The sequence below is a fragment of the Neobacillus mesonae genome (genome assembly GCF_023715155.1).
GTDB lineage: Bacteria > Bacillota > Bacilli > Bacillales > Cytobacillaceae > Neobacillus > Neobacillus mesonae_A.
In genome coordinates this window covers 18,427-41,604 of record NZ_JAMBNQ010000035.1, presented here as the reverse complement: position 1 = coordinate 41,604, position 23,178 = coordinate 18,427, and the positions used below count along the sequence as shown (strand labels likewise).

Below are 23,178 nucleotides of genomic sequence, written 5' to 3'. Positions count from 1 at the left end.
ATTCAAAAAGAGGAACAGAAATTTGCCGGAAAATATTAATTGAGTGCCAGGATCTGATTGAAGACTATTAAATTATTATCTGTAAGGTTAGGTGGGAAAATGGAGAAGTCTGAACTTCAAAAGATTGAACTTGATGCAATTGTAAAATTCTCGACGGATAACATTGTTATTACGGATGGAAATGGAATAGTGTTAAGAGCAAGTCCAAACAGCCTATCCATATATGGAACAGATTCTTCCTCTTTAATTGGAAAATCAGTGTTTGAACTTGAAAAAAGTAATATTTTTTCACCGTCCGTAACGATAGAAGTATTAAAGCAGCGAAAGCAAGTTCAGATCATGCAGAATACGACAACCAGACATACGGTGATGGCGACAGGTATTCCTGTATTCGATGAATTTGGGGAAATTATCCGGGTCATTAGTTTCTCACATGATTTAACGGAAATCCAAAATTTAAAAGAGGACTATGAAGAATTAAGTACAAAGATGGCAAAATATCAGTCAGAAATTCAACAGCTCCGAGAAAAAGAATTAAGTATGGAAAATATAGTCTTTCAAAGTAAATCGATGCAAAAGATTTGGCAGCTTATACAGCGTATAGCAAAAACTGACGCCAGCGTTGTTTTTCTTGGAGAATCCGGCGTCGGTAAAAATATATTTGCCCAGTCCCTTCACAAAGAAAGCCTTAGAAAAGAAGAAGCCTTTATTGAGGTCAACTGCGGGGCTATACCGGAGTCATTATTTGAATCAGAGATGTTCGGATTTGAAGCAGGATCATTTACAGGAGCGAATAACAAAGGAAAGCCTGGACTCATTGAGCTTGCAGATAAAGGAACCCTTTTTCTTGATGAAATTGGTGAGCTGCCTCTCTCTGTTCAGGCAAAGCTGCTGAAAGTATTGCAAGAGAAAAAAATAACTCGTGTAGGAGGGGTGAAATCAAAGAATATTGATTTTCGCTTAATCGCATCGACGAACCAGGACTTGGAGAAGATGGTTAAACAGGGAAAATTCCGCCAAGATCTTTTTTATCGTCTTAATGTGATCACCATTATCATTCCTCCATTAAGAGAAAGAAAAGAAGATATTGTCACGTTGTCCCATTTTTATTTAAATAAATTCAATGAAAAATATAAGACGAATAAATTTTTTCACCCAACAACGATTCACGAATTGGTCTCCTTTGACTGGCCGGGAAATGTCCGTGAACTTCAAAATATGATTGAGAGGCTGGTCATTACATCAGAAGGAAAAACCATTCTCCCTGATTCTCTGCCATTTTATTTTCAAAATGCACATCCGGAAACATTAGACAGCCTGCATATTGATGAATTGAAAGAAAGGGGGAAAACATTAAAAGAGGTACTAGAAGAAGTGGAAATCAGATGGTTAAAAAGGGCTTCCAGACAATGTAAAACAACTTACGAAATGGCAGCATATCTTGGCTTAAATCAGTCAAACGTTGTCAGGAAACTAAAAAAGTACAAAATTAATGAAAAAACGCATTAAAATGCAAAAACGCATTAATTATTTTTGGAAAATAATGCAACATTGCATTAGACCTCCTTTTTTTTTCTGAAGTTTCTGGCGTTTATTTTTGGCACGATTTTTGCAATAGATTAATATAGAAACTTTAAAAAATGGAGGTCCTCGTTATGTATCAACCAAAAGATTCATCTCAATCACCCCGATTTTGCGGTGTTCGCACCTTTATGCGATTAGAGCAAATTAAGACCACAAACGATGTGGATTTTGTTGTACTAGGTGTACCCTTCGATACAGCAGCTTCCAATCGTACAGGACAACGTTATGGCCCGCAGCACATCAGAAACTTTTCTGTCCTGCTCCGTCCCTATAATCCCGACATGGATATCAATATTTTTGATTACTGCTCTGGTGTGGATTACGGAGATATCGATGTCATTCCGGGGAATATTCATCGGACCTACGATAGAATGGGGGAGGAGCTTGAACCCATTCTTGAAAAAGGCATAACTCCTATTATTATGGGAGGAGACCATTCGATTTCGCTTGGAAATTTGCGTGCATTTCACAAACAATATGGTCCGGTAGCTCTGGTTCATTTTGATTCCCATGGTGATACCTGGGACCATTATTATGGTGAGAAATATATGCATGGGACACCATTCCGCCGGGCAGTAGAAGAAGGATTGCTGGATGTCGATCATTCTATTCAGATTGGTATGCGCGGCCCGCTATACAGTGCAGATGATATTGAGGATGCAAGAAAATTAGGGTTTGAAGTTATACCAATGAAAGAGGTTCGAAAAATTGGTTATTCAGAAGTCATTCGGAGAATCCATCAACGCGTAGGTGACCGTCCTGTCTTTGTCACATTTGATATTGATTTTGTTGATCCGGCTTATGCCCCAGGAACAGGAACACCTGAGATTGGCGGACCGACAAGCTATGAAGCATTGGAATATGTAAGAGGTTTAGATGGGCTCGATATAGTTGGGTTTGATTTAGTGGAGGTCCTTCCAACGTATGATAGCGGGGAAATTACGGCAGTTTTAGCTTCTGCAGTGATTTTCGAAATGATAACCCTGACCGCATTAAAGAAAAAACGTCAATTGTCATTAGTCAATACTTCATCAGATTCAGCTCGGTAACCAGGATAAAAATGGAGATGATCTATTTAAATGATCATCTCCATCTCTAGTTTTTTTGCAATCTTCTCTATTATATAAATATTACTTTAGAAATGATAGAAAGTGTCCAAAAGTTATTCAAAATAGATCATGATTTTCTAGAGGTTCAAATTTGTGGTATCTACATGGGCCATAAAGCTAATGAAACAAGTTCCAGAAATTATAAATTGGGAGGTTGGTAATTCGATGAATTTAATGGACGTTTTAATTATCCTTGTCTATTTTACAGTACTTATAGTTGTCGGAATTATTGGGGCCAAAAGGGCCAAAAGCTCAGAAGACTACATTTTAGCCGGTAGAAACCTTGGTTTCTTTATGTATTTTGGCTGTCTGGGCGCCGTTATTCTTGGGGGTGCTTCCACAATTGGAACAACATCACTCGGGTATAATTACGGTATTTCCGGTGTCTGGCTCGTTTTTATGTTAGGTTTTGGCATTATGCTTTTAGGTTTGTTTCTTATTAAGCGAATTACATCTTTCAAAGTAATGACCATTAGTGAGTTTTTAGGAAAACGTTTTAATTCACAATCACAGTTAATCAGTGCACTTGTTGCCGCCATTTATGACATGATGGTATCTGTGACTCAAGTCATTGGGATGGGAACCATTTTACACGTATTAGTAGGCTGGAATTTAACCACTTCGATGCTTGTAGGCGGAGGAATTGTTCTGTTCTATACCATTCTGGGCGGAATGTGGTCTGTTACGATGACAGATATCATACAATTTATCGTTATGACGGTTGGAGTTTTCTTCGTCATGATGCCGCTGGGAATCTCCAGTGCAGGAGGCTGGAGTGGACTTGCCTCAAAACTGCCGGAAGGCTATTTTAGTTTCACTAATATTGGTTTAAAACAAATTTTTCAATACTTTTTATTATTTGGTCTTGGAATGGTAGTGGCCCAGGATATTTGGCAGCGGGTGTTTACCGCAAAAACATTAAAGGTTGCCCGTACCGGAACTGTCTTTGCGGGAATATATAGTATTTTTTACGGGTTAGCTGTAAGTATAATCGGGATGTGTGCCTTTATTGTCCTCCCAGATCTTAAGGATTCTCAAAACGCTTTTGCCAGCATGGCATTAGAGATCCTTCCTAATGGGGTTCTTGGACTGGTACTTGCAGGTGTCATATCAGCACTGATGTCAACGGCTTCAGGCACATTGCTGGCCTCTTCCACATTGATTACCAATGACATTTTAAAGAAATATTATTTCAAAGATATAAATGAAAGGCAATTTTTAAAGCTCTCAAGGATCGTTACAACGATTATCGGGGTAGTTACCATCATCTTTGCACTTTGGATCCAGGACGTTCTTGTTGCTCTTGATGTGGCGTATGCTGTACTATCTGGTGCGATTTTTGTACCTATTGTTTTAGGTTTTTTCTGGAAAAGGGCGACGGCAAATGCTGCATTTTACTCTATCATTCTCAGTTCGATTACGATTCTTATCGGCCTCGCTTTCGAAGGGATTACATCCACAAATCCAATCCTTTACGGAATTGCTGTAAGTGTGGTTTCAATGGTAGTCATTTCATTATCCAGTCAAGCAAAGGAAAAGCAAGTATCTGATTATACTGGAGACGTGGGCAGCGAAACGAGCTATATTGATTCTGCAAAATAGCTGTGGGTGTCAGCACCACCCAGAAGTTTCCAAAAAGGGTGCCAGGCAATTCCCCAATCGCCTGGCACCCTTTCATTATTCAACTTGTAATTGAATCCCATATTTCCGGATACGTCTCATGAGCAGGGATTGGGTGACACCCAAAAATTTTGCTGCTTTTCGGGTCGAATTTTCTTTTTGTAACGCATCGAGAATCATCTTTTTTTCCATCGATTCCAGAAGGTGAGGCATAGAGGCATTTGACAGGGAGAGTTCCATTGAAATGGCTAAATTAGTGTTTTCCAGCATTTTATGCGGCAAATCGTTTTCATCTATTTCCTGTTCGGATAAAATGACCAGTCTTTCCATTAAGTTTTCCAGTTCCCGAACGTTTCCAGGCCAGTGATAGGTTTGAAAGATTTCCAAAACTTTAGGTGTAATGGTTTTTTTTACGTTATATTTTTCATTGTAATGCTGTAAAAAATACGAGGTGAAACTATTCATCTCTTCTTTTCGGTCCCTGAGCGGCGGCATTTTAATAGAAAGAACATTAAGCCGGTAAAACAAATCTGATCGGAATGAACCTTCTTCAACCATCTTCTCCAAATTTCTATTTGTAGCAGCAATCACGCGGACGTTTGCTTTATGATATTCTCTTGCACCAATTGGAAGGTATTCTTTTGTTTGCAAAAAGTGTAAGAGTTTTGCCTGGAGAGTTAATGGAATTTCTCCAATTTCGTCGAAGAATAATGTACCTCCGTCTGCCGCCCGAATTAATCCTTCCTTGCCGGCGGAATGGGCCCCTGTAAACGCACCTTTCGTATAGCCGAACAGCTCGGATTCTATTAAGGTTTCAGGTATGGAAGCACAGTTGATATGAATAAAGGGTCCCTTATGTTGTTTACTTAATAAATGGACTCTTTTAGCAACAACCGTTTTGCCTGTTCCAGTTTCGCCGATTATTAAAGCAGTTGCATCCACTTTTGCTATTTTTTCAATTAAATTTTCGATGGATGGGTCTAAAAGAAGACTTTTTTCCGCTGGGGTACTTTTTAATTCGGAATGGACTGTAAGCTTTCTAATTTCCTGACTGTATTTTTCAAGCAGTTCTTGTGTCTCTTTCAATTGGGATGTTGTTTTTACCGCTTCCGTTATATCACGGCCATGGGCAACAGCTGCAATCACTTCATCATTCTGGTCTTTAACCAGATGGCCTGAAGTGATATATTTCCCATCACCGACTTCCTGAACAGTACTTACAGTGCTGTTTGATTCTAAGGCAAGCCTGATCACGGAGGGGGTAAAAATTCCCTCCTTCTCCACTTCCTTTACATTCCTGCCTATTAATTTCTCCCTTGGAACTCGGCAAATTAACTCACTTGTATGGTTGATCCATAGAGTATTTCCGTATTTATCTGCAATATAAATGGAATCATTAATGGAATTGAGTATATCTAGAAAAAATTGAGGGTGACTTCCAGCCATTTTCAGTAATTGCTCCATTTATAGCCTCCTTTTTGAGTCTATTTCGATTCGGATTGATGAAAGCAGTGTTATTTTTTAGATAAATCTGAGTCGATACCAACTCGACTGAATCGATTTTAATTAAATTCTACCAAAATATTAATAAAATTTGCAATAGTAAAATAGGGTAATGCCGTTGTTTACGGCAATGAGCCTTGCGTATCATTTGGCACGATACTTGCATAATAGTTTGATAGAAGGGAGATGGCGGGGTGAAACAACAAGCAGATCGCATACATTCTGGGCGTTTGATGGCAACCATCGAAAAAAGTGCGGAAATTGGTATGCTCCCAAATGGCGGGCTTTGCAGACTTACATTAACAGATGAAGATAAAGAAATGAGAGATCTATTTTTCCAATGGATGAATGAAAGCGGTTTAGAGGTAAGGATTGATGATTTAGGCAATATGTATGGCCGCCGCGGAGGGAAGAATAATCGATTGGCTCCCGTTTTAATAGGTTCGCATTTGGATACACAGCCAAAAGGCGGAAAGTTTGATGGCATTTTAGGCGTTTTGGGCGCGCTGGAAGTGATCCGTTCATTAAATGATCATGGTATCGAAACGGAACGGCCGATTGAAATTGTCAATTTTACCAATGAGGAAGGCGCCAGATTTGAACCATCCATGCTGGGGTCAGGAGTCATCGCTCATGTTTTTAATAAGCAGTTGATGATGAATACGAAAGATCAAAATGGCTTTACCTTTGGGGAAGAATTAGCCCGAATAGGCTATCAAGGATCGATAGAAAACCGTCCAAAAGATATCTTTTGTTATCTGGAACTTCATATTGAACAAGGTGCTATTTTAGAGGATAACCATAAAACAATCGGTATCGTTACCGGCATTCAGGGGATGAATTGGCTGGAGGTTTCTGTTAATGGAAAGACGTCGCATACTGGCACAACCCCGATGCATAAAAGAAAGGATGCGGTTTTGCACACTGCAAAGTTAATCACTAAAATTTATGAACTAGCAGAGAAAGTTCCTGATTTGCTTATCGCTGTGGGCCGTATCAACGCTTCCCCAAATGTCATTAATTCAATCGCGGGAGCAACAGTGTTTTCTGTCGATATACGCCATCCCGATGATTTTGTGAGGGAACGTTTTACCACAATGCTGAAGGAATCATTGGCGACCATGACCTTTTTAGAAGAAATGGAAATCAGTATCAAGGAAATTAATAAAGAGGAAACGGAAGTTTTTTCCGAAGACATTCTAAAGATTACGGAAGAAGCTGCTAAAAAACATGGATATTCTTCTTTAAAAATGATGAGCGGAGCCGGGCATGATGCGAAATATTTAAACAGGCTGGCACCGACTGGAATGATCTTTATTCCGAGTGTAAACGGGGTAAGTCATTGCGAAGAAGAATATAGTACGTCCGATGATATCGATAAAGGTGTTCAGGTATTATTTGACACTGTTATTAGGTTAGCTAATAAAAAAGAATGGTAAGGAAGTGAGGAAAGGAAATGGAAAAGGTAAACCAAGATGTAACAAATGTAGTGCTAGAGAAAGTAGATGCTTTATGGGATGAGGAGGTTTCTTTTTTACAAAAGCTTTGTCAATTCCCCTCGACGCTTGGCAACGAAGCACCTATCCAACACTTTATCGCTGATTTTTTGGAAAAAGAGCTGGATTTATCTGTATCAAAAGTGATCCCCAATCCCGAAAAGCTATCCTCACATCCCGGTTACTCGGAACCCGAATGGTCATATGATGGCAGGCCTGTTGTCATTGGCGAATATCGTTCAGAAGGCGGCAAGAAAGGAAAAAGTATTATCTTTCAAGGGCATATAGACGTTGTCAGTCCAGAACCTGTTTCGTTTTGGCAGCATGATCCGTGGGGGGCCGAAATCGTAGGAAATAAAATGTACGGCCGTGGAACAGCTGATATGAAATCAGGTGTGGCTGCTATGATCTATGCGTTAAAAGCGGTGCGAGATGTCGGGATCAAGCTTTCATCCAACGTCATTATCAAAACAGTTACAGAAGAGGAATGTACGGGAAATGGCGCGCTTGCGGCGATAGAAGAAGGATTTAAAGCAGATGCGGCCCTTATTCCCGAACCTGTATTGGGACAAGTAGCACTGACCGCTCAAGTTGGCGTGATTTGGGTCAGGATAAAAGTTAAAGGTTTAGGTGCACATACAGAAAAGGCTGACCAAGCAGTAAACTCCATTATGGAAAGTTATAAAATGATCCAGGCTCTTTTGGATTATGAGAAAGAATTAAACAGCCGGAAAAGGCACAAGGATTTTGCTGAACACCCGCATCCATACAACATTAATATTGGGAAAATCCATTCAGGCGATTGGCCGTCAACTGTTCCTTCCGAATGTACGGTTGAAGCAAGAGTGGGATTTCCGCCGGGGGTGAACCCTCAGGATGTAAAGGATGAATTAAAGGCCTATTTGTTAGCTGCTGCAAAAAAGGATGAATGGTTAAGGGAAAATCCGCCGGAAATTTCATTTTACGGATTTCATGCGGAAGGATTTTCAATAGATCCGAATCAAGAGGTGTTTGATGTTTTAAACGAGGCACATATGGCCATTGAAGAAAAACCACTGGAATTTGGTTCTTTCACTGCTACAACGGATGCTAGATTTTATAACCTATACTATGACATTCCTGCCACTTGCTATGGCCCGACAGGAGAAGGGCTTCACGCGCCGAATGAATGGGTGGACCTTGACAGTGTCAAAAGGGTGACCAAAACATATGCAGCATTTCTGCTGAAGTGGTGCGGTTATAGTGAAGATAGTAAGAATATTAATGAAAGGGATGGTGAGAAAAGATGTCAACAGTTATAAATCACGATAGTCTTACTGAAGAACAGAGAAAGAAACTTGTTAGAAGAGCGGCCCTTGCCAGTGTAGTTGGAACGACCATTGAATGGTATGATTTCTATATTTATGGAACGATGGCAGCTTTGGTATTTCCACATTTGTTTTTTCCAGATTCAGATCCCTATATCGGGTTACTGCAATCCTTCACAACACTCTTTATAGGATTCCTTGCCCGGCCGCTTGGAGCCGCCTTTTTCGGTAATTTTGGCGATCGAATTGGACGAAAAGCCACACTAGTCACGACTCTTCTATTAATGGGGATCAGCAGTACGCTTATAGGATTATTGCCCTCATATGATAATGCAGGTATTATTGTAGCATTTTTGTTAGTATTTCTACGCTTTTGCCAAGGCTTTGGGGCCGGGGGTGAATGGGGAGGTTCCGTTGTACTCTCTGTTGAATGGAGTTCTAAGAAAAGCAGAGGCATAATGGGAAGCATGACGCAAATAGCATCCCCCATTGCACTGCTTCTGTCTTCAGGAGTGATCTCCCTTACAATCTTTTTAACTGGAGATCATTTTAATACTTGGGGATGGAGAATTCCCTTTCTAATTAGTCTTGTGCTTGTAATAGTCGGCTTTATTATCCGGCGTGGAGTGGTGGATTCTCCTCAATTTACAAAAATGAAGAAAGAAAATCGTCTAGCAAGTAAACCGGTTATAGAAGTGTTTAAAAAATATCCTAAAGCATTATTTTTGGTTGTTTTTGCAGGTTTAGCACAAGGAGTGCCTTTCTATATTTTTACTACCTTTGCAATAAGCTATGGGACAGAACAGCTGCATTTAGATAAACAGTTCCTAACGAATGCTATCTTGTTAGTAGCGATAGTCGAGATCATTGTGATTCTCTATGCGGCACATTTATCAGATAAATATAATAGGAAAATTGTATTTTTGGTTGGAAGTATATTGACCATATTGGTAGCATTCCCATTCTTCTGGCTGCTTGATACAAAAATAACAGTATTGGTTGTTCTAGGAATGTGCTTATCTATTATTGGTGCCGGAACAGTGTATGGACCTTTGGCGGCACTAATTGCAGAGTGTTTTCCAGCCAATCTTAGGTATAGCGGGACATCATTAGGTTATCAAATTTCAGCCGCAATCCAAGGTTTATCTCCATTATTATGTGTGTACTTATTAAATACTTTTAATAGCACGGTTCCTATCAGTATCTATCTTATTGTCGCTTGTCTTATTTCAATTGTGGCGGTTTCCATGTTAAAAAAGACACCCAATCAAATAGATATGGATAAAGCTAGTTAATTAAGCGCGCAAAAAGAAAGGTTTTCTGTATTCTTTATTTCATTAAATTTCTTTGTTATAACAGTTTCCATGAGAAGGCCTCTTTGTAAAATGTAGTTTGCCGCAAAAAAGCGTACATTTTATGATAGAGCGTCTTCTCTTTTTTTCATCAAACAGCTCCAAGAAATAGTATACACACCAGAATCTCTTCATTTCGTACCCTGAGCGGCGGCATTTAATGGCTCACAGTTCCTTCTACAACAAGATCAAAAACCTATCTATACCAATTGGATTTTTATGGTAAAGTAGTAAATGAGGGAGGAGATGTTTTGACTAAATTTCTAAAAATTACACTTGGTGCTGCGGGTGTTCTCGTATTAGGAATGGGACTGCTTGCAGCTGTCTTTGTACTAGAGATGAAGCCTGATCATGATGAAGAGGAAAAGATAAAGGTTCAAGCAGAGCAATATTTAAAAGGGCGGTATAATGATAACTTCGAAATCTATGACACGCTGTATGATAATATGGGGAACTTTGGATTTGAATATGCAGCCAAGGTGAGGGATAAGAAGAATGATATAGAATTTCTAGTTTATTATGATGATGAAACAGAACAAATGGTTGATACATACATTGCAGATAAATGGGCGGATGATGTAGAAACGGAGATACGTCCTTTTGTGAAAGAAAAGCTTGGAAAAGCGGCTGATTTCCATGTTACCTTTACCAATGATAAAATGGGGCAGGAATTGGGGATTAACCCTGTCCATCCTAAAAGCTATAAGGAATTTGATGTTGCACCGATCATCCGGATTACTGTTCCCCGAAAAAGAAGCGGCGGGGATGAAAAAATGGTGAATGAGTTCATATCTTTCTTAAAAAGCGAAAATCAATTGAAGCATGGTTCAGTTATGATGGAATATATCGATGAGAATGGTGTCATTTTAGATGATGAATGGGGGAAAGAGTTTTAATTCCTCTCATTACCAGCACAGCTGCTTAAGGGGTTTTTACTTGAATATGCACTGGTAATACTAAAAAAATCTCCCGAGAAGGAAGATTTTACTCTAAATCAGGATATCCCTGCTGGCGTAAAGCCTCATATACCAAAATGGCCGCTGTATTCGAAAGGTTTAGGGAACGAACATGATCATTCATCGGTATTCTTAAAAAGTGATCTTTATTTTTATCCATTAAATCTTTTGGTAAACCCGTTGTTTCTTTTCCAAACATAAAATAATGTTCCTTTGCTCCATCACTGAAATCAAAGGATGAATGTGTTTTTTCACCAAACGTCTCAATATAGTAAAACTCACCTTGATTTTTTGAAAAAAAGTCATCCAATGAATCATAATACGTGATGTTGACAGAATCCCAATAATCGATACCCGCTTGTTTTAGCATTTTTTCATCGGTTGAAAAGCCAAGCGGCCGGATTAAATGTAAGGCTGTATCGGTTGCGGCACAAGTAAGTGCAATATTTGCAGTATTAGATGGAATTTCTGGTTGATATAATACAACATGTATTGCCAAGAATGGTCACCTCTATCTTTATTTTCCCCTTCAAATTATAGCATACAGATTGTAAGGATGAGCACACACAGTGCAGAGAAAGAATATTCTTGGTTTTTGTTGCATATGCAACAAAAACTAGTTAAACTTAACATAAATCACTTTTATTGCAATTGCAACAAATTATGTGCCAAGGAGTTAATATGAAGGAAATTCTTCGAGAAATCGGGATGATCGCCAAGGCGCTAGATTCAATAAGTAATATAGAATTTAAAGAATACGACCTTACAAAAGGACAGTATTTGTACCTTGTGCGAATTTGTGAAAACCCGGGAATCATTCAAGAAAAGGCAGCTGAGATGATAAAAGTAGATCGAACGACAGCAGCTCGTGCAATCAAAAAGCTTGAAATTAATGGCTTTATTGAAAAAAAAGACGACCCGCATAACAAAAAAATCAAGAGGCTTTTTCCAACAGAGAAAGGGAATAATGTTTATCCTTTTATAAAAAGAGAACATGATTTTTCCAATAGCGTCGCATTAGCTGGATTTTCCGAAAGCGAAGCAGAAACCATTTTTAATCTTCTTCAAAGAGTAAGAAAAAATATAGAAAAAGACTGGGAATTTGTCAAAAAGGGAAACAAGAGGAATTATTGAAAGGAGCGGCCTGCTTAGATGACCATAAATATAAAAAAGTGCACCCTTGAAGATTTACCATTGCTTCAGGAAATGAGTTGTGAAACATTTCATGAGACATTTAAAAATCAGAATTCACCTGAAAATATGAATGCGTATTTGGAAAGAGCATTTAACTTAAAACAATTAGAAAAAGAAGTATCTAATCTTTCTTCACAATTCTTTTTTGTTTATTTTAACAGTGAAGCCGCTGGCTATTTAAAGCTCAATATCGATGATGCCCAGTCTGAAAAGATGGGGTATGAATCACTTGAAATCGAGAGGATTTATATAAAGAGCCCATTTCAAAAACAGGGGCTGGGCAAATATCTGCTAAATAAAGCGATAGAAATGGCGATGGAACACAATAAAAAGAAAATCTGGCTGGGCGTGTGGGAAAAAAATGAAAATGCCATTGCTTTTTATAAAAAATTAGGGTTTGTTCAGACTGGAGCCCACTCATTTTATATGGGGGATGAAGAACAAACGGACTTGATCATGACTAAAACACTCAGCTAAAAGGGGGATTATGATGTACATACCTAAACATTTTAAAATCGAGGATGAAGAAGTAATGTACGATGTGATTGAAAAATACGGCTTTGCCACTTTATTCTCTCAGCATAACGGGGAACCATACGCGACCCATCTGCCGCTAATATTAAATAAATCGGAACATGCATTATATGGCCATTTTGCCCGTCAAAACGAACAATGGAAGGATGTTGAAAACCAGCAGGTTCTAGTAGTTTTCCAAGGCCCGCACTGTTATATTTCACCTTCTTGGTACGAAACCATGAAAGCCGTGCCTACCTGGAATTATGTGGCCATCCATGTATATGGGAAGATGGAAATAATCGAAGATAAAAAAGTGATCTTCGATTCGTTAAATGACTTAGTTAATAAATATGAAAGTCCAGATAGTCCTTACCATTTAAATGAAGTGGAACCGAGTTTTCTCGAAGGAATGAATAAGGGAATTGTACCATTCAAAATAAACATCACAAAAATAGAAGCAAAAGCGAAATTAAGCCAAAATCACCCTGTGGAACGACAAGAGTTAGTTATCCAAAGCCTGGAAAACACGGCTCAACAGGATAACCTGGAAGTGGCAGCTCTGATGAGGAAGAATTTAAACAAGTAACATTTATTTAATGCGGCCTGTTTAGTCCCTGAGGGCACCGAAAGCGCAGAAGAGCTCTCTCGAACTTTCGAAAAAAATACCTGGAGTAGTAATCAATAGGGGCCGTTCAAGGTCAGGAATCTGACTTTTTTGCCAGCCCCATTTTTTGTATTGATTATTAATCTCTATTTTGATATTGATTGGATTGTTTGATTCCCATTTGGGTAAAATCAATTTGATCTATAGGGACCAATAAATCGCTTGATTTAATTTTCAATGGAATGATGGTGATCTTGTTGGAATAGATTATACGGCTTGCACCTAAAGAATAACCGGCTAAATCTGCAATTGGAGTTTGATTTTTCCCTGAATTAATCAATAATTCTTTAAAATTGACATCAAAAATATCATGATTTAGTCCGTTTGAAATAGCCAATTCTACATCTAATGATTGATCCGGATTCTTCTTAGACTTATAAAGTGAAACATCAATATCGTTTGTAAAAACTTTATTAAAGTAAAGAGCGTGATTTCCATTTACAAATCCATTCTTCACAAATTCTTCTCCGTATTTTTCGTTTAACAAAGGAATGAATTCCTTATTATATGCTTCCTGTACTTCGGAAGACTGGGAAATCTTCCAATCCTTATTAAATTTCTTCAAGTATAATTTTTGATCGGAGGATGAAAAATTCCTTTGATTATCGGAATGGATTGCAGTATATTCAAAAATACTAGCACCAATTACATCCTGTGTGCGGAATAAAATTTGGGTGTCTCTCTTTTCTTTTAATCCTTGATTAATTTTTGTTTTGAAAAAGTCAAAGTCTTGTGTAACAAGGGATTCATCCATTTTCGTATCATAAAGTGTTTTAAACTGCTCCCAATCATCGTTTTGAGCCGCTGAAAGAAGGTCATCATATACGTTATTTGCTATTTTAATAGCCTTTTGTTCTGAGACCTGTTCATTTGCCTGTTCAGTTACATTGCTGCCGGCAGTCTGCTTGGCTTTTGCTGCTGCAGCCGTAGAACTCTCCTTGTTACTCGCACATCCACTTAATAAGGATGCTAAAAGAACCAACGTCATTATTTTTTTCATGCCATCTTTTCCCCCAGTATGTATTCTAAAAAATCTAAAACAAATGTTGAGCCGCCGCTGAACCTTACCGCTTACAAACCACCACCTTTAAAGTATTGCAATGGGCACTCATTGTTCTTGGGACAATAACCATTTTTTAATGGGTCAAATGTACCATTTTTTTCTTACTAGATTATATTATGATAATTACTATTTAACAATAATATACAGAAAATAAAAGTATTGTCATCACTTATTTTAGGCAAAACAGAGCGGGCATCTTATGTCAAAATAGAAAGTTCCTAGCGATGTGAATGACAATTCGATGAGAAATTAGAGAAAGGATACAATTTTTATCATTTCCTATGATTGAAAAATAAAAATCCAGAAATTGCTTAAACTATACAACGAAGAGTATAGAAAAGCCTTTCTATATTTTTCATAACAAATCAATGGGAGGATGGCTATGTCAAATAATGAAGCAAATAAAACTGGTCTGAATGGTACTTCCAATAAGATGGGAAATGTTAGCGGGGCGGAGGGGATTCAAGCAGCAATGACTCCCAAAACCTCAAACTATGATGCGGAGTTTGCTTCTGAGTTTGACACAGATGCGATATCAGCGCAAACCAACTTCTATGCAGATCGGTACAGCAGAGCGTCCCAGCCGAATCAAAAAGGACCTGTAAGCGAACGAACTGAGTGGAATTAGGCTGATATTTGGCAGCTGTTCAAATCATTGAGATGGCGGGGCTAAAGAGAATAGGCTCTCTTTAGTCCCCATTTTATAAAAGAGATGCAATAGGAGTATCCCACTTCCCTCCAATACGCGTTAGGGGCTGTAGGGAAATTTTAAGTGTACTTGGTCCTCTCTTCAGTGCAGATAGAAGGAAAGAACCTCGTCCAAAGTACTCCCGTCTCCTCCTAAATATCTTTCACATAAAAAACCTTTGCAGCAGTCAGCATCAGTTCTAATATCTGTCTAGACATGTACTCAGGCGATTCGGGGAAAGCTTCTTCTATCCAGCGAATAATGACCCCTGCGATACCATGTGCACGGTAGACATACAGCCACTTTGTATCTAGTGATGATTCATCCTGGAGAACATACTCATATTCCTGGATAAACAATTGTTCTATTGCCTTCGCCATTTTATAACGAAAATCTACTTGAATATGATCACTTAATAATAATTTATATAGCTTTGCATTTTCTTGGATATCCGCGTAAACTCTGTTGCACCAGGAGCGATTGATACCCCAATGCTTCGCGGAGCATTAGAACAATTTGGCTTCACAGAAGAAGAATATGCACCACAGTTAAGCTTATTAAACCGCTTTGGCAAGGCATCAGAGATTGCACAGGCAAGCTTATGGTTAGCTTCTGATGCATCTTCCTATGTTACCGGCACCACTATTCATGTGGATGCAGGTTATACATCTCGTTAATTTTTTTCATGAAGCATTAGGACGGTTTTGGTACTTTCATTACTTAGTGTAAGGAAAGTGCGAGAGCCGTCTTTTTTTCATCCAAATCGCCCTTCTTTTCTCCAATATTCAACAATTAATTTTCCACTTTTTGCAGGACATGTAAGTTAAATGACGAATAAAAGATTCATAGTAAATACTGACTACTTATATTTATATATAAAAATGAACATATCAGGAGTGAAAATCTTGTACCAATTGAAGAAAAATGGCATCGAAGTAATTCCTATCATTGTTTCTGTTCCATCATCACTAAAAACGGTAAATTTTTTTCTATATAAAACTGAAGATTCACTGACTCTCATTGACGCTGGATTTGATAACGATGAATGCTGGAATGCCATACAGAATGTATTACATGACCATGGATGGAGTGTTCAGGATATAAACCGAATTCTCCTCACCCACCATCATATCGATCACGTTGGCCTGGTAAACCGAATAGTGAACGACCATCCAATTCCCGTTTATGCACACTCATTGGCCATTCCCCGTTTAAAAAGAGAAGAAGATTTTTTATCGATGCGAATTGAGTTTTTCTCTAAGCTTTATCAGGAAATGGGCTGCAAAGAGCAGGGGGAAAAACAAATCGCTTATTTGCAGAAAGCACTGCAAAAAAATAAGGATAAAAAAATAGAGGCTGCCATTTGTAAAATTGAAGGGAATCAGCTGTTTGATTTCGATGTGATTTACGTTCCTGGTCATGCACCTGATCAGATTGCGTTTTATCAAAAAGAATGCGGCTGGCTGTTCGGCGGCGACTTATTGCTGGAACATGTATCCAGCAATGCACTGGTGGAGCCGGATGCTGATGGGATTCGAATGTTGACCGTTTATGACCATTATCATTCATTGAAAAGGGTGCTGGGAATAGGCGCGGAACTAGTGTTACCGGGACATGGAAAGCTGATTGAAGATCCTAAGGCAGCGGCACAGATGAGGATGGACGAGGTTGAGCAAAAGGCGGATAAATTCTTAAAATTAATCCAAGCCGGCAGCACGACAGCTGCAGAGGTGGCAAAAGCTTATTATAATGAAACCTACTTAAAGGAATTCCCGCTGGTCATGTCCAGAGTCATTGGACATTTGGACTACTTGGAGGTGATAGGGAAGGTTCGCCGGGAAATGATTGATGGGGTTTGGCATTATTCGGCTGACTAATAAAAGTTCCATGTACCCGCCCCCATTTTAAAAAAGCTATCTTCTTGTTTTATGAAAGGTTGATGTAAATGAAGATTGTAATCGCATCTGATTCATTTAAAGGCAGTGCATCAAGTTTAGAAATAGCTGAGTTTATTGAAAAAGGAATTAGAAGAGTCCAATCAAATGCAGATGTTCTGAAGCTGCCGTTAGCGGATGGCGGGGAAGGAACGGTAGATGCTTTAGTCAATGCCTTAAATGGTCAATATGTTGAAAAAGTTGTAACAGGTCCGTTGGGAGAAAAAGTTAAAGCTAAATATGGAATTATCAATCAAGATATTGCAGTTATTGAAATGGCTGAAGCTTCCGGACTCACTCTTATTCCGAGTCATGAGAGAAATCCATTTAAGGCAACTACATATGGTACAGGGGAATTAATCAAATCGGCCCTGGATCATGGGGTAAAGGAGATTCTCATCGGTATTGGAGGAAGTGCCACGAATGATGCTGGTGCAGGGATGGCTCAGGCATTAGGGGTGGCTTTAGCAGACAATGAGCACCAAGAGATCGGCTATGGCGCAGAATCGGTTGCGAGGGTTGAAAAAATAGATACTTCGGCCATTGACCCCCGGATTAAAAATACCAAAATGACGATTCTCTCTGATGTAACGAATCCTTTATGCGGCGAAAATGGCGCATCCTATGTGTATGGACCGCAAAAAGGGGCATCATCAGAAGATGTTGTCAAACTGGATGCGATTTTAAAAAGGTTCGGAGAATTAGTGGAACGTACATTAGGTATTGAAATGATGAATAAAAAAGGTGCAGGAGCTGCGGGAGGACTAGGAGCAGGTTTGATGGCCTTTTGCAACGGACAGCTTCATTCAGGAATTGACCGGATTCTAGACATTATCAATCTAGAGGAACAGGTGAAAGAGGCAGATCTTGTTATAACAGGCGAAGGAATGATGGATTTTCAATCAGTGCAGGGGAAAGCACCCATAGGTGTTGCCAAAATAGCTAAAAAACATAACAAACCTGTTATCGCAATTGTAGGCAGTGAAGGATATCATGCCAATGAGGTTTATGAACACGGAATAGATTTAGTGATTGATATAATTAACAAGCCAATGAGTATCGAGGAAGCAATGAACCATGTTGGGGAACTTGCTGAAATAGCTGGAGAAAAAGCAATAAGGGCATTTTGCCTGCAAAAGAAATAAGCCGATAAAAAGTATGTATTTTAATAAGACTTTAAACAAGTGACGGAAAAGGCTGCTATCCTAAGCTCATGCTGGATGCAGCCTTTTCTGTTGATTGGGGGTAAAGGGTGAGGCTATTAATTGCGGACACCCATCAGGATAATTGGATTATACACAGGAATATGCACATTATGGGAGTATTGAACACAGGGTGATCTAATTATGCACTGGGATAGGCACTTAGGGAGTGCAATGAACCCAGGATTCTTGGGTTATACACAGAGATGTGCACATTCGGAGTTTCAATGAACGTCGGATTTTCTGGTTGTACACAAGGAAGTGCACATTGAGAGATTCAATAAAAGACGAATCATCGGTTATACACAGGAAAGTGCACACTAAGAATTTCTATTAACGTTAGATGCACGGGTTATGCACAAGAAGTACACATTAAGAGAATGAACGAACGTATGATTTTCCAATTATACACAGGATAGTGCACATTAAAGAGTTTAATAAACGTGAAACTTTAGTTATACACAAGTATTTGCGTATGTAAGGGTTCAGGATCATGGAATATCCTGATTATACACAGAAAAATGTATATAAAAGTTTGGGTTTCTGGTAAAAGTGATCTTTGGAGATGTTTGAGTGCAGATAGGTGGAGAGCTGCCGCACCAAAGTGCACTGGAGTGGTGCTCGAGTGCAGATAGAAGAAGAGCAGCTGCGCCAAAGTGCACTGGAGCAGCATCCGAGTGCAGAAAGAACGGGAACAGCCGAGCCAAAGAGCACCTGAAGTCAAGTCCGAGTGCAGAAAGTTGAAATCCTCCCAAAACAAAGTGCACTAAAGCCCCGCTATAGTGCACCACCTTACATTATAAAACAACGCAATCAATCGTCTAAAGACACTAACCTCAGCCAACCGCATTCTTCCCCTTGGATTTAACGTGATACATAGCGGTATCGGCATTTTTTAACAGGGTAGAGGGGGTATCGCCTGGTTGGGATGCAGCCATACCGATACTGGCTGAGACCTTCATACCATTTACATCCATCCGCAGTGCATTTAAAATATTTGCTGCAAGACTCTTTACATTCCCGCATGCTGCAGCTCCAGTGACCATCACAATAAACTCGTCCCCGCCAAGCCGGCTTGCAAAAGCAGAATTACTCGTAAAGGATTGTAATCGATTCGCTGCCACTTGCAGCAGCCGGTCCCCTTCTTCATGACCCAATGTATCATTTACCTTTTTAAAACCATCTAAATCAATGAACAAAAGGAAGACGGGTTCTTTATCCAGCATGGATTCGGATAACTTCTCCATAAAATACCGGCGGTTTGGCAGATTGGTTAAAGCATCATAGAGGGCAAGATGCTCCAGTTTTCGATTCAACGCCTGCAGCTGTACCTGCTTTTCAGTTAGCTTTTCCGATAATAATCCAACCCCGACAGAACATAAAAAGGTAACAACTGCAACCCCGACATGGAGGGATAATTCTACATCAATCATTTCTGCCAGGCGGATATATTTCTCGTAAATATACCAAAATAAATGATAGATATTCACGGTAACCGCTGTTAAAAGTCCGCCGCTAAATCCTAAATAATAGGAAAAAATATAGCAGGGTAACAATAATAAAAACCATATCATGTCATCGATATAATACATATCCAGCCTGGCGAGAAAACCTGGAATAATGGTAAAAACGATGCATAATCCTATTAGCAGTTTGGGAATCTTGTAAAAAGATTTCATATTGATACTTACCATCATCATTCCCCCCTCCCCAAACATTACTTTGGAGTATGAATTCTCTCTGCTGTATCCCTTCCGACAATAACAATACTCTCTAATTCTCCATTTTCATCAAGCACCGGGGTTCCTTTTGCTTCCACTTCAACCCAATGGCCGTCTGCGTGTTGATGGCGAAATGCTGCGAGGACAGGAACGTTAGAATGGCCAGCCTCCCAAAGCTTCCCCTGCAAATAAGAACGATCTTCTGGATGAACATAGTCAAATACGTCTGTTCCTTCAATCTCATCGGATGTGAATCCAACTATTTTTTCATGTGAAGGTGAGGCATATAAAAGGGCACCATTTGCATCAATGATCCTAATTAAGTCCGACATATTTTCTGCGATTAAACGGTATTTTGCTTCATTCATTTTTAAGGCTTCTTCAGCTTTTATTCGTTTTGTAATGTCAACAGAGGAGCCAATCACTTCTACTGCCTGTCCGCCTCTTAATACAGGACGCAGTGAAGTTAAATAATAGATTCCGTTTCGTTCTCGTTCAAACGTGACTCTGTCTCCGTCCCATGCTCTTTGATAATTAGCTGCCATTTCCTTTGCTTCTTCACCAAAAACAAATTCATAAAGATCTTTTCCGACAATTTGCTCGGGTACCAGCCCCAATTGATAAAGCAGATCCCCATCACATAAGGTATAAATAAACTGTCCGTCCTTTTTCTTGAATTTATAAGTCATGCCCTGCTGCTGGCTGATAGTATCTTGGAGTTCCTGCTGGGCTTTCTTTACTATGTCTGTCATCGATTTTTGATTTCGAATTTCTTGCGGAATGCCCAAGCGGTCAATCATTTGTTCCATCACATCGAAATTTTTAATGATGTCCCCAATTCTCATAGGCTGGCTGAACAAATAGCCCTGCCCCACATCACAAGCGTTACGCTGCAGGAAAACCAGCTGGTCTTTCGTTTCGATACCTTCAGCGACCACTTTCAAGTTTAACTGATGTGCCATCGCAATGATAGTTTTTACAATGGTTTCTTCATTTCGATCTGTTAGGCATTCGCGGACAAAAGACTGGTCTATTTTTATCGTATCAATGGGAAACTTTCTTAAATAGTGAAGAGAACTATATCCAGTGCCAAAGTCATCTAAACTAATTTTTACTCCTAATTTCTTTAAAGCACTGACAATTGTGAGAGCATGATGAGTATCAATCATCATGCTTTCTGTTATCTCCAGTTCCAAATATTCTGGTGATAGCCCTGTCTCCTCCAGGATAGACTGAATCATCTCCGTTAAATCGGGCTGAAAAAACTGCCGCAATGACAAATTAACGGCAATAGACATTGGTGGAAGTCCCGTTTGCTGAAGAGCTTTCATCTGCGTGCAGGCCTTTCTAATAATCCATTCTCCGATTGGGACAATCATGCCGGATTCTTCTGCCAGTGTAATAAATCGAGAAGGGTAGATTATACCTTTTCTAGGATGCTGCCAACGGATGAGAGCCTCCATTCCGGTGAATTGACCAGTTTGGATGTTAATTTGCGGCTGATAGCAGACCATAAATTCATCGTGTTCAATCGCTTTACGAAGATCCTTTTCCAGTTGGAATTTTTCATTTGTGTCCTCAATGGATTGGTTTTTGTAAAATTGGAAGTTGTTTTTTCCAAAACGCTTGGCTTGATACATCGCAAGGTCTGCTTTTTTAATTAGGATCTCAATTTCTTTACCATCCAGCGGATACAAACTAATCCCAATACTTGGGGTGATGTACATGTCATAATTTTTAATATGAAGGGTTTCGTTTAATTGGGTCAGGATTTGCTCTGCCATATTTTCAGCTCCAGCTTGATCCGCATTTGGCAGGAATAAAATAAATTCATCACCGCCAAGTCTTGCCAGGCAATCTTTCGGGCGGATGATGCTTTTCAGTTTTTTAGAAACTTCGATTAATAATAAATCCCCTATATCGTGTCCTAGTGTATCATTAATTAATTTGAAACGGTCTAAATCAAGAAAAAGAATGGCAGCAGTTTTTAATTCTTGCAATGATTTTGCTGTTTCGAAGCAGGAATTGAATTGGTTTCGGTTAGCAATACCTGTCAAGGCATCATGGTAGGCTAACTGGCGGATTTTTTCTTCCGCTCTTTTTTGTTTCGTAATATCTTTCAGAATCCCGTAAACACCAACAATTTTCCCCTCTATGATAATGGGGATATTGGTAACATTGCTTTCAATCCGCTCTCCTGAACTGTTATAGAATGCCGTTTCATAGTTTACGGCCGTTCCGTTTACTGCCTGATAAAAATTCTCTAAAGTCATATCGCGCAGTTCCGGCACAATATAAGAAACAAAAGAATGAAGCAATAGGTCTTCTTCGGTATATCCAAATGACTCCACCACTCGATTCATGCTGACAAATTGTCCCTTAGTGTTAAACGTAATGATTAAATCCGGATTGTTTTGAAATAATGACTGATAATACAGCTCATTGGTCTTCAGCTTTAGTGCCTGGCTGGTAAACTTTCCTTCGAAATAGGATGCGAATAAGACAATAAATAAAATGAGAATCGCAGCAGCCCCGACACTAAGCGCCAAAATCGTCATATCCACACTGATTTCTATGGTTGTATTGCCTTGCAAATGGTGCTGGGGGGAGGACATGGAACCATTAAACATAAGCATATAGTGAAATCCAGAAACACCTAATCCCATTGATGCCCCGCTTTTAAATCTTTGAAAAAAGGTATTACGATTCTTATCCATCATTTTCCCTGCCCAGTGAAAGGCCATACAGGATCCAGTGGATAAAATCAAAATGGAGGCGATAAAGTTTGGCAGCTGGTAGTGAAGCATTAATTCGTCGTGAATGGATTGGATACCGACCAAATGCATGGCCGCGGTTCCAGCCGTCATGATAAAGCCGCTTGAAAGGAAACGAAGCGTTCCATTTCCCTTTCGAAAATGGGCCAAGGAAAAAAATGAACCAGTTATCGAAATAAATAATGAACTCCATACGAAAAAGGGATCCAAGCTCATTTGATGGACGGGCGTATAGGCCAAAGTGCCAATGAAGTGCAGACACCAAATACCCAAACCAAGCACTATGGCACTGCTGGTTAAGCGGATGAGGCGATGCTGTTTATTTGCCAAAGCCTTGCGAAAATAGAGGTCAAAAGCCGTGTAAGAAGTTATCAGAACAATACTAATTGAAAAAATGATCAAATGTATATTAAAAGTGCCGCCAAGATGTTCCATCAATCCACCGTCCAGTTAAATTCATGCTGTTTATTATAAAATATAAAGCTATCAGCTCCT

Annotated in this window: 20 protein-coding genes; 14 read left to right on the top strand and 6 right to left on the bottom strand. The window is 39.3% G+C overall.

Annotation, left to right across the window (positions count from 1 at the left end; translation table 11 throughout):
* Nucleotides 1–99 precede the first annotated feature (99 nt).
* The 3 genes from M3183_RS21130 (at nucleotide 100) to M3183_RS21120 (ending at nucleotide 4,295) form a co-directional block, all read left to right on the top strand.
* Nucleotides 100–1,509: a sigma-54 interaction domain-containing protein gene (locus M3183_RS21130; RefSeq protein WP_251472706.1), complete on the top strand. Its 1,410-nt coding sequence runs from the start codon at nucleotides 100–102 to the stop codon at nucleotides 1,507–1,509.
* Between the two features lie 146 nt (nucleotides 1,510–1,655).
* Nucleotides 1,656–2,633, top strand: a complete 978-nt coding sequence (speB, locus tag M3183_RS21125) for an agmatinase (RefSeq protein ID WP_251472705.1) — start codon at nucleotides 1,656–1,658, stop codon at nucleotides 2,631–2,633.
* Between the two features lie 225 nt (nucleotides 2,634–2,858).
* Nucleotides 2,859–4,295, top strand: a complete 1,437-nt coding sequence (locus M3183_RS21120; RefSeq protein ID WP_251472704.1) for a sodium:solute symporter family protein — start codon at nucleotides 2,859–2,861, stop codon at nucleotides 4,293–4,295.
* Between the two features lie 75 nt (nucleotides 4,296–4,370).
* On the opposite strand, the gene M3183_RS21115 is transcribed toward M3183_RS21120, so the two are convergent.
* Nucleotides 4,371–5,777 carry a sigma-54 interaction domain-containing protein gene (locus tag M3183_RS21115; RefSeq protein ID WP_251472703.1) on the bottom strand — a complete coding sequence of 469 codons (1,407 nt, stop codon included), beginning with the start codon at nucleotides 5,775–5,777 and terminating at the stop codon, nucleotides 4,371–4,373.
* A gap of 233 nt (nucleotides 5,778–6,010) precedes the next feature.
* Here M3183_RS21115 and M3183_RS21110 point away from each other — a divergent pair, with 233 nt between their 5' ends.
* The 4 genes from M3183_RS21110 (at nucleotide 6,011) to M3183_RS21095 (ending at nucleotide 10,867) form a co-directional block, all read left to right on the top strand.
* On the top strand, nucleotides 6,011–7,255 hold the full coding sequence (locus M3183_RS21110; protein ID WP_251472702.1) for a M20 family metallo-hydrolase: 1,245 nt from the start codon (nucleotides 6,011–6,013) through the stop codon (nucleotides 7,253–7,255).
* A 17-nt stretch (nucleotides 7,256–7,272) separates the two neighbouring features.
* A complete protein-coding gene (locus M3183_RS21105; protein ID WP_251472701.1) occupies nucleotides 7,273–8,613 on the top strand; it encodes an ArgE/DapE family deacylase in 1,341 nt (446 codons plus the stop codon).
* On the top strand, nucleotides 8,598–9,914 hold the full coding sequence (locus M3183_RS21100) for an MFS transporter (protein ID WP_251472699.1): 1,317 nt from the start codon (nucleotides 8,598–8,600) through the stop codon (nucleotides 9,912–9,914). Before M3183_RS21105 ends, M3183_RS21100 begins: the two co-directional genes overlap by 16 nt.
* A gap of 308 nt (nucleotides 9,915–10,222) precedes the next feature.
* A complete protein-coding gene (locus tag M3183_RS21095; protein ID WP_251472697.1) occupies nucleotides 10,223–10,867 on the top strand; it encodes a hypothetical protein in 645 nt (214 codons plus the stop codon).
* Nucleotides 10,868–10,955: 88 nt separating this feature from the next.
* On the opposite strand, the gene trmL is transcribed toward M3183_RS21095, so the two are convergent.
* Entirely contained in the window at nucleotides 10,956–11,426 is a 471-nt protein-coding gene (gene trmL / locus M3183_RS21090) for a tRNA (uridine(34)/cytosine(34)/5-carboxymethylaminomethyluridine(34)-2'-O)-methyltransferase TrmL (RefSeq protein ID WP_251472696.1), read from the bottom strand.
* A gap of 182 nt (nucleotides 11,427–11,608) precedes the next feature.
* Between trmL and M3183_RS21085 the strand changes: the two genes are divergently transcribed.
* From M3183_RS21085 to M3183_RS21075, 3 genes are read left to right on the top strand one after another with little or no spacing between them, the layout of a single operon-like run.
* Nucleotides 11,609–12,061 carry a MarR family winged helix-turn-helix transcriptional regulator gene (locus M3183_RS21085; RefSeq protein WP_251472695.1) on the top strand — a complete coding sequence of 151 codons (453 nt, stop codon included), beginning with the start codon at nucleotides 11,609–11,611 and terminating at the stop codon, nucleotides 12,059–12,061.
* An 18-nt stretch (nucleotides 12,062–12,079) separates the two neighbouring features.
* The gene (gene paiA, locus M3183_RS21080) at nucleotides 12,080–12,598 is read left to right on the top strand and encodes a spermidine/spermine N(1)-acetyltransferase (protein WP_251472694.1); all 519 of its coding nucleotides are present in this window, start codon (nucleotides 12,080–12,082) and stop codon (nucleotides 12,596–12,598) included.
* 13 nt (nucleotides 12,599–12,611) lie between these two features.
* Nucleotides 12,612–13,223: an FMN-binding negative transcriptional regulator gene (locus M3183_RS21075; RefSeq protein WP_251472693.1), complete on the top strand. Its 612-nt coding sequence runs from the start codon at nucleotides 12,612–12,614 to the stop codon at nucleotides 13,221–13,223.
* A 157-nt stretch (nucleotides 13,224–13,380) separates the two neighbouring features.
* Here the strand turns inward: M3183_RS21075 and M3183_RS21070 are convergent, their stop codons facing one another.
* Complete coding sequence (locus M3183_RS21070) at nucleotides 13,381–14,301, bottom strand: hypothetical protein (protein WP_251472692.1); 921 nt, start codon at nucleotides 14,299–14,301, stop codon at nucleotides 13,381–13,383.
* 445 nt (nucleotides 14,302–14,746) lie between these two features.
* On the opposite strand from M3183_RS21070, the gene M3183_RS21065 reads away from it, so the two are divergent.
* A complete protein-coding gene (locus tag M3183_RS21065; RefSeq protein WP_251472691.1) occupies nucleotides 14,747–14,992 on the top strand; it encodes a hypothetical protein in 246 nt (81 codons plus the stop codon).
* Between the two features lie 212 nt (nucleotides 14,993–15,204).
* On the opposite strand, the gene M3183_RS21060 is transcribed toward M3183_RS21065, so the two are convergent.
* The gene (locus M3183_RS21060) at nucleotides 15,205–15,456 is read right to left on the bottom strand and encodes a TetR-like C-terminal domain-containing protein (protein ID WP_311315395.1); all 252 of its coding nucleotides are present in this window, start codon (nucleotides 15,454–15,456) and stop codon (nucleotides 15,205–15,207) included.
* A 39-nt stretch (nucleotides 15,457–15,495) separates the two neighbouring features.
* Between M3183_RS21060 and M3183_RS21055 the strand changes: the two genes are divergently transcribed.
* The 3 genes from M3183_RS21055 to M3183_RS21045 all read left to right on the top strand — a co-directional run bounded on the left by M3183_RS21055 (nucleotide 15,496) and on the right by M3183_RS21045 (nucleotide 18,131).
* Nucleotides 15,496–15,729, top strand: coding sequence for an SDR family oxidoreductase (locus M3183_RS21055; RefSeq protein WP_251472690.1), 234 nt, complete (start codon nucleotides 15,496–15,498; stop codon nucleotides 15,727–15,729).
* 219 nt (nucleotides 15,730–15,948) lie between these two features.
* Nucleotides 15,949–16,929 (top strand): MBL fold metallo-hydrolase, encoded by a 981-nt coding sequence (locus M3183_RS21050; protein WP_251472723.1) that lies wholly within the window; start codon nucleotides 15,949–15,951, stop codon nucleotides 16,927–16,929.
* Between the two features lie 68 nt (nucleotides 16,930–16,997).
* Nucleotides 16,998–18,131, top strand: a complete 1,134-nt coding sequence (locus M3183_RS21045) for a glycerate kinase (RefSeq protein ID WP_251472688.1) — start codon at nucleotides 16,998–17,000, stop codon at nucleotides 18,129–18,131.
* An 893-nt stretch (nucleotides 18,132–19,024) separates the two neighbouring features.
* Here the strand turns inward: M3183_RS21045 and M3183_RS21040 are convergent.
* Nucleotides 19,025–19,888 (bottom strand): GGDEF domain-containing protein, encoded by an 864-nt coding sequence (locus tag M3183_RS21040; RefSeq protein ID WP_251472686.1) that lies wholly within the window; start codon nucleotides 19,886–19,888, stop codon nucleotides 19,025–19,027.
* A gap of 17 nt (nucleotides 19,889–19,905) precedes the next feature.
* A complete protein-coding gene (locus M3183_RS21035; protein ID WP_251472684.1) occupies nucleotides 19,906–23,118 on the bottom strand; it encodes an EAL domain-containing protein in 3,213 nt (1,070 codons plus the stop codon).
* Nucleotides 23,119–23,178: the final 60 nt, after the last annotated feature.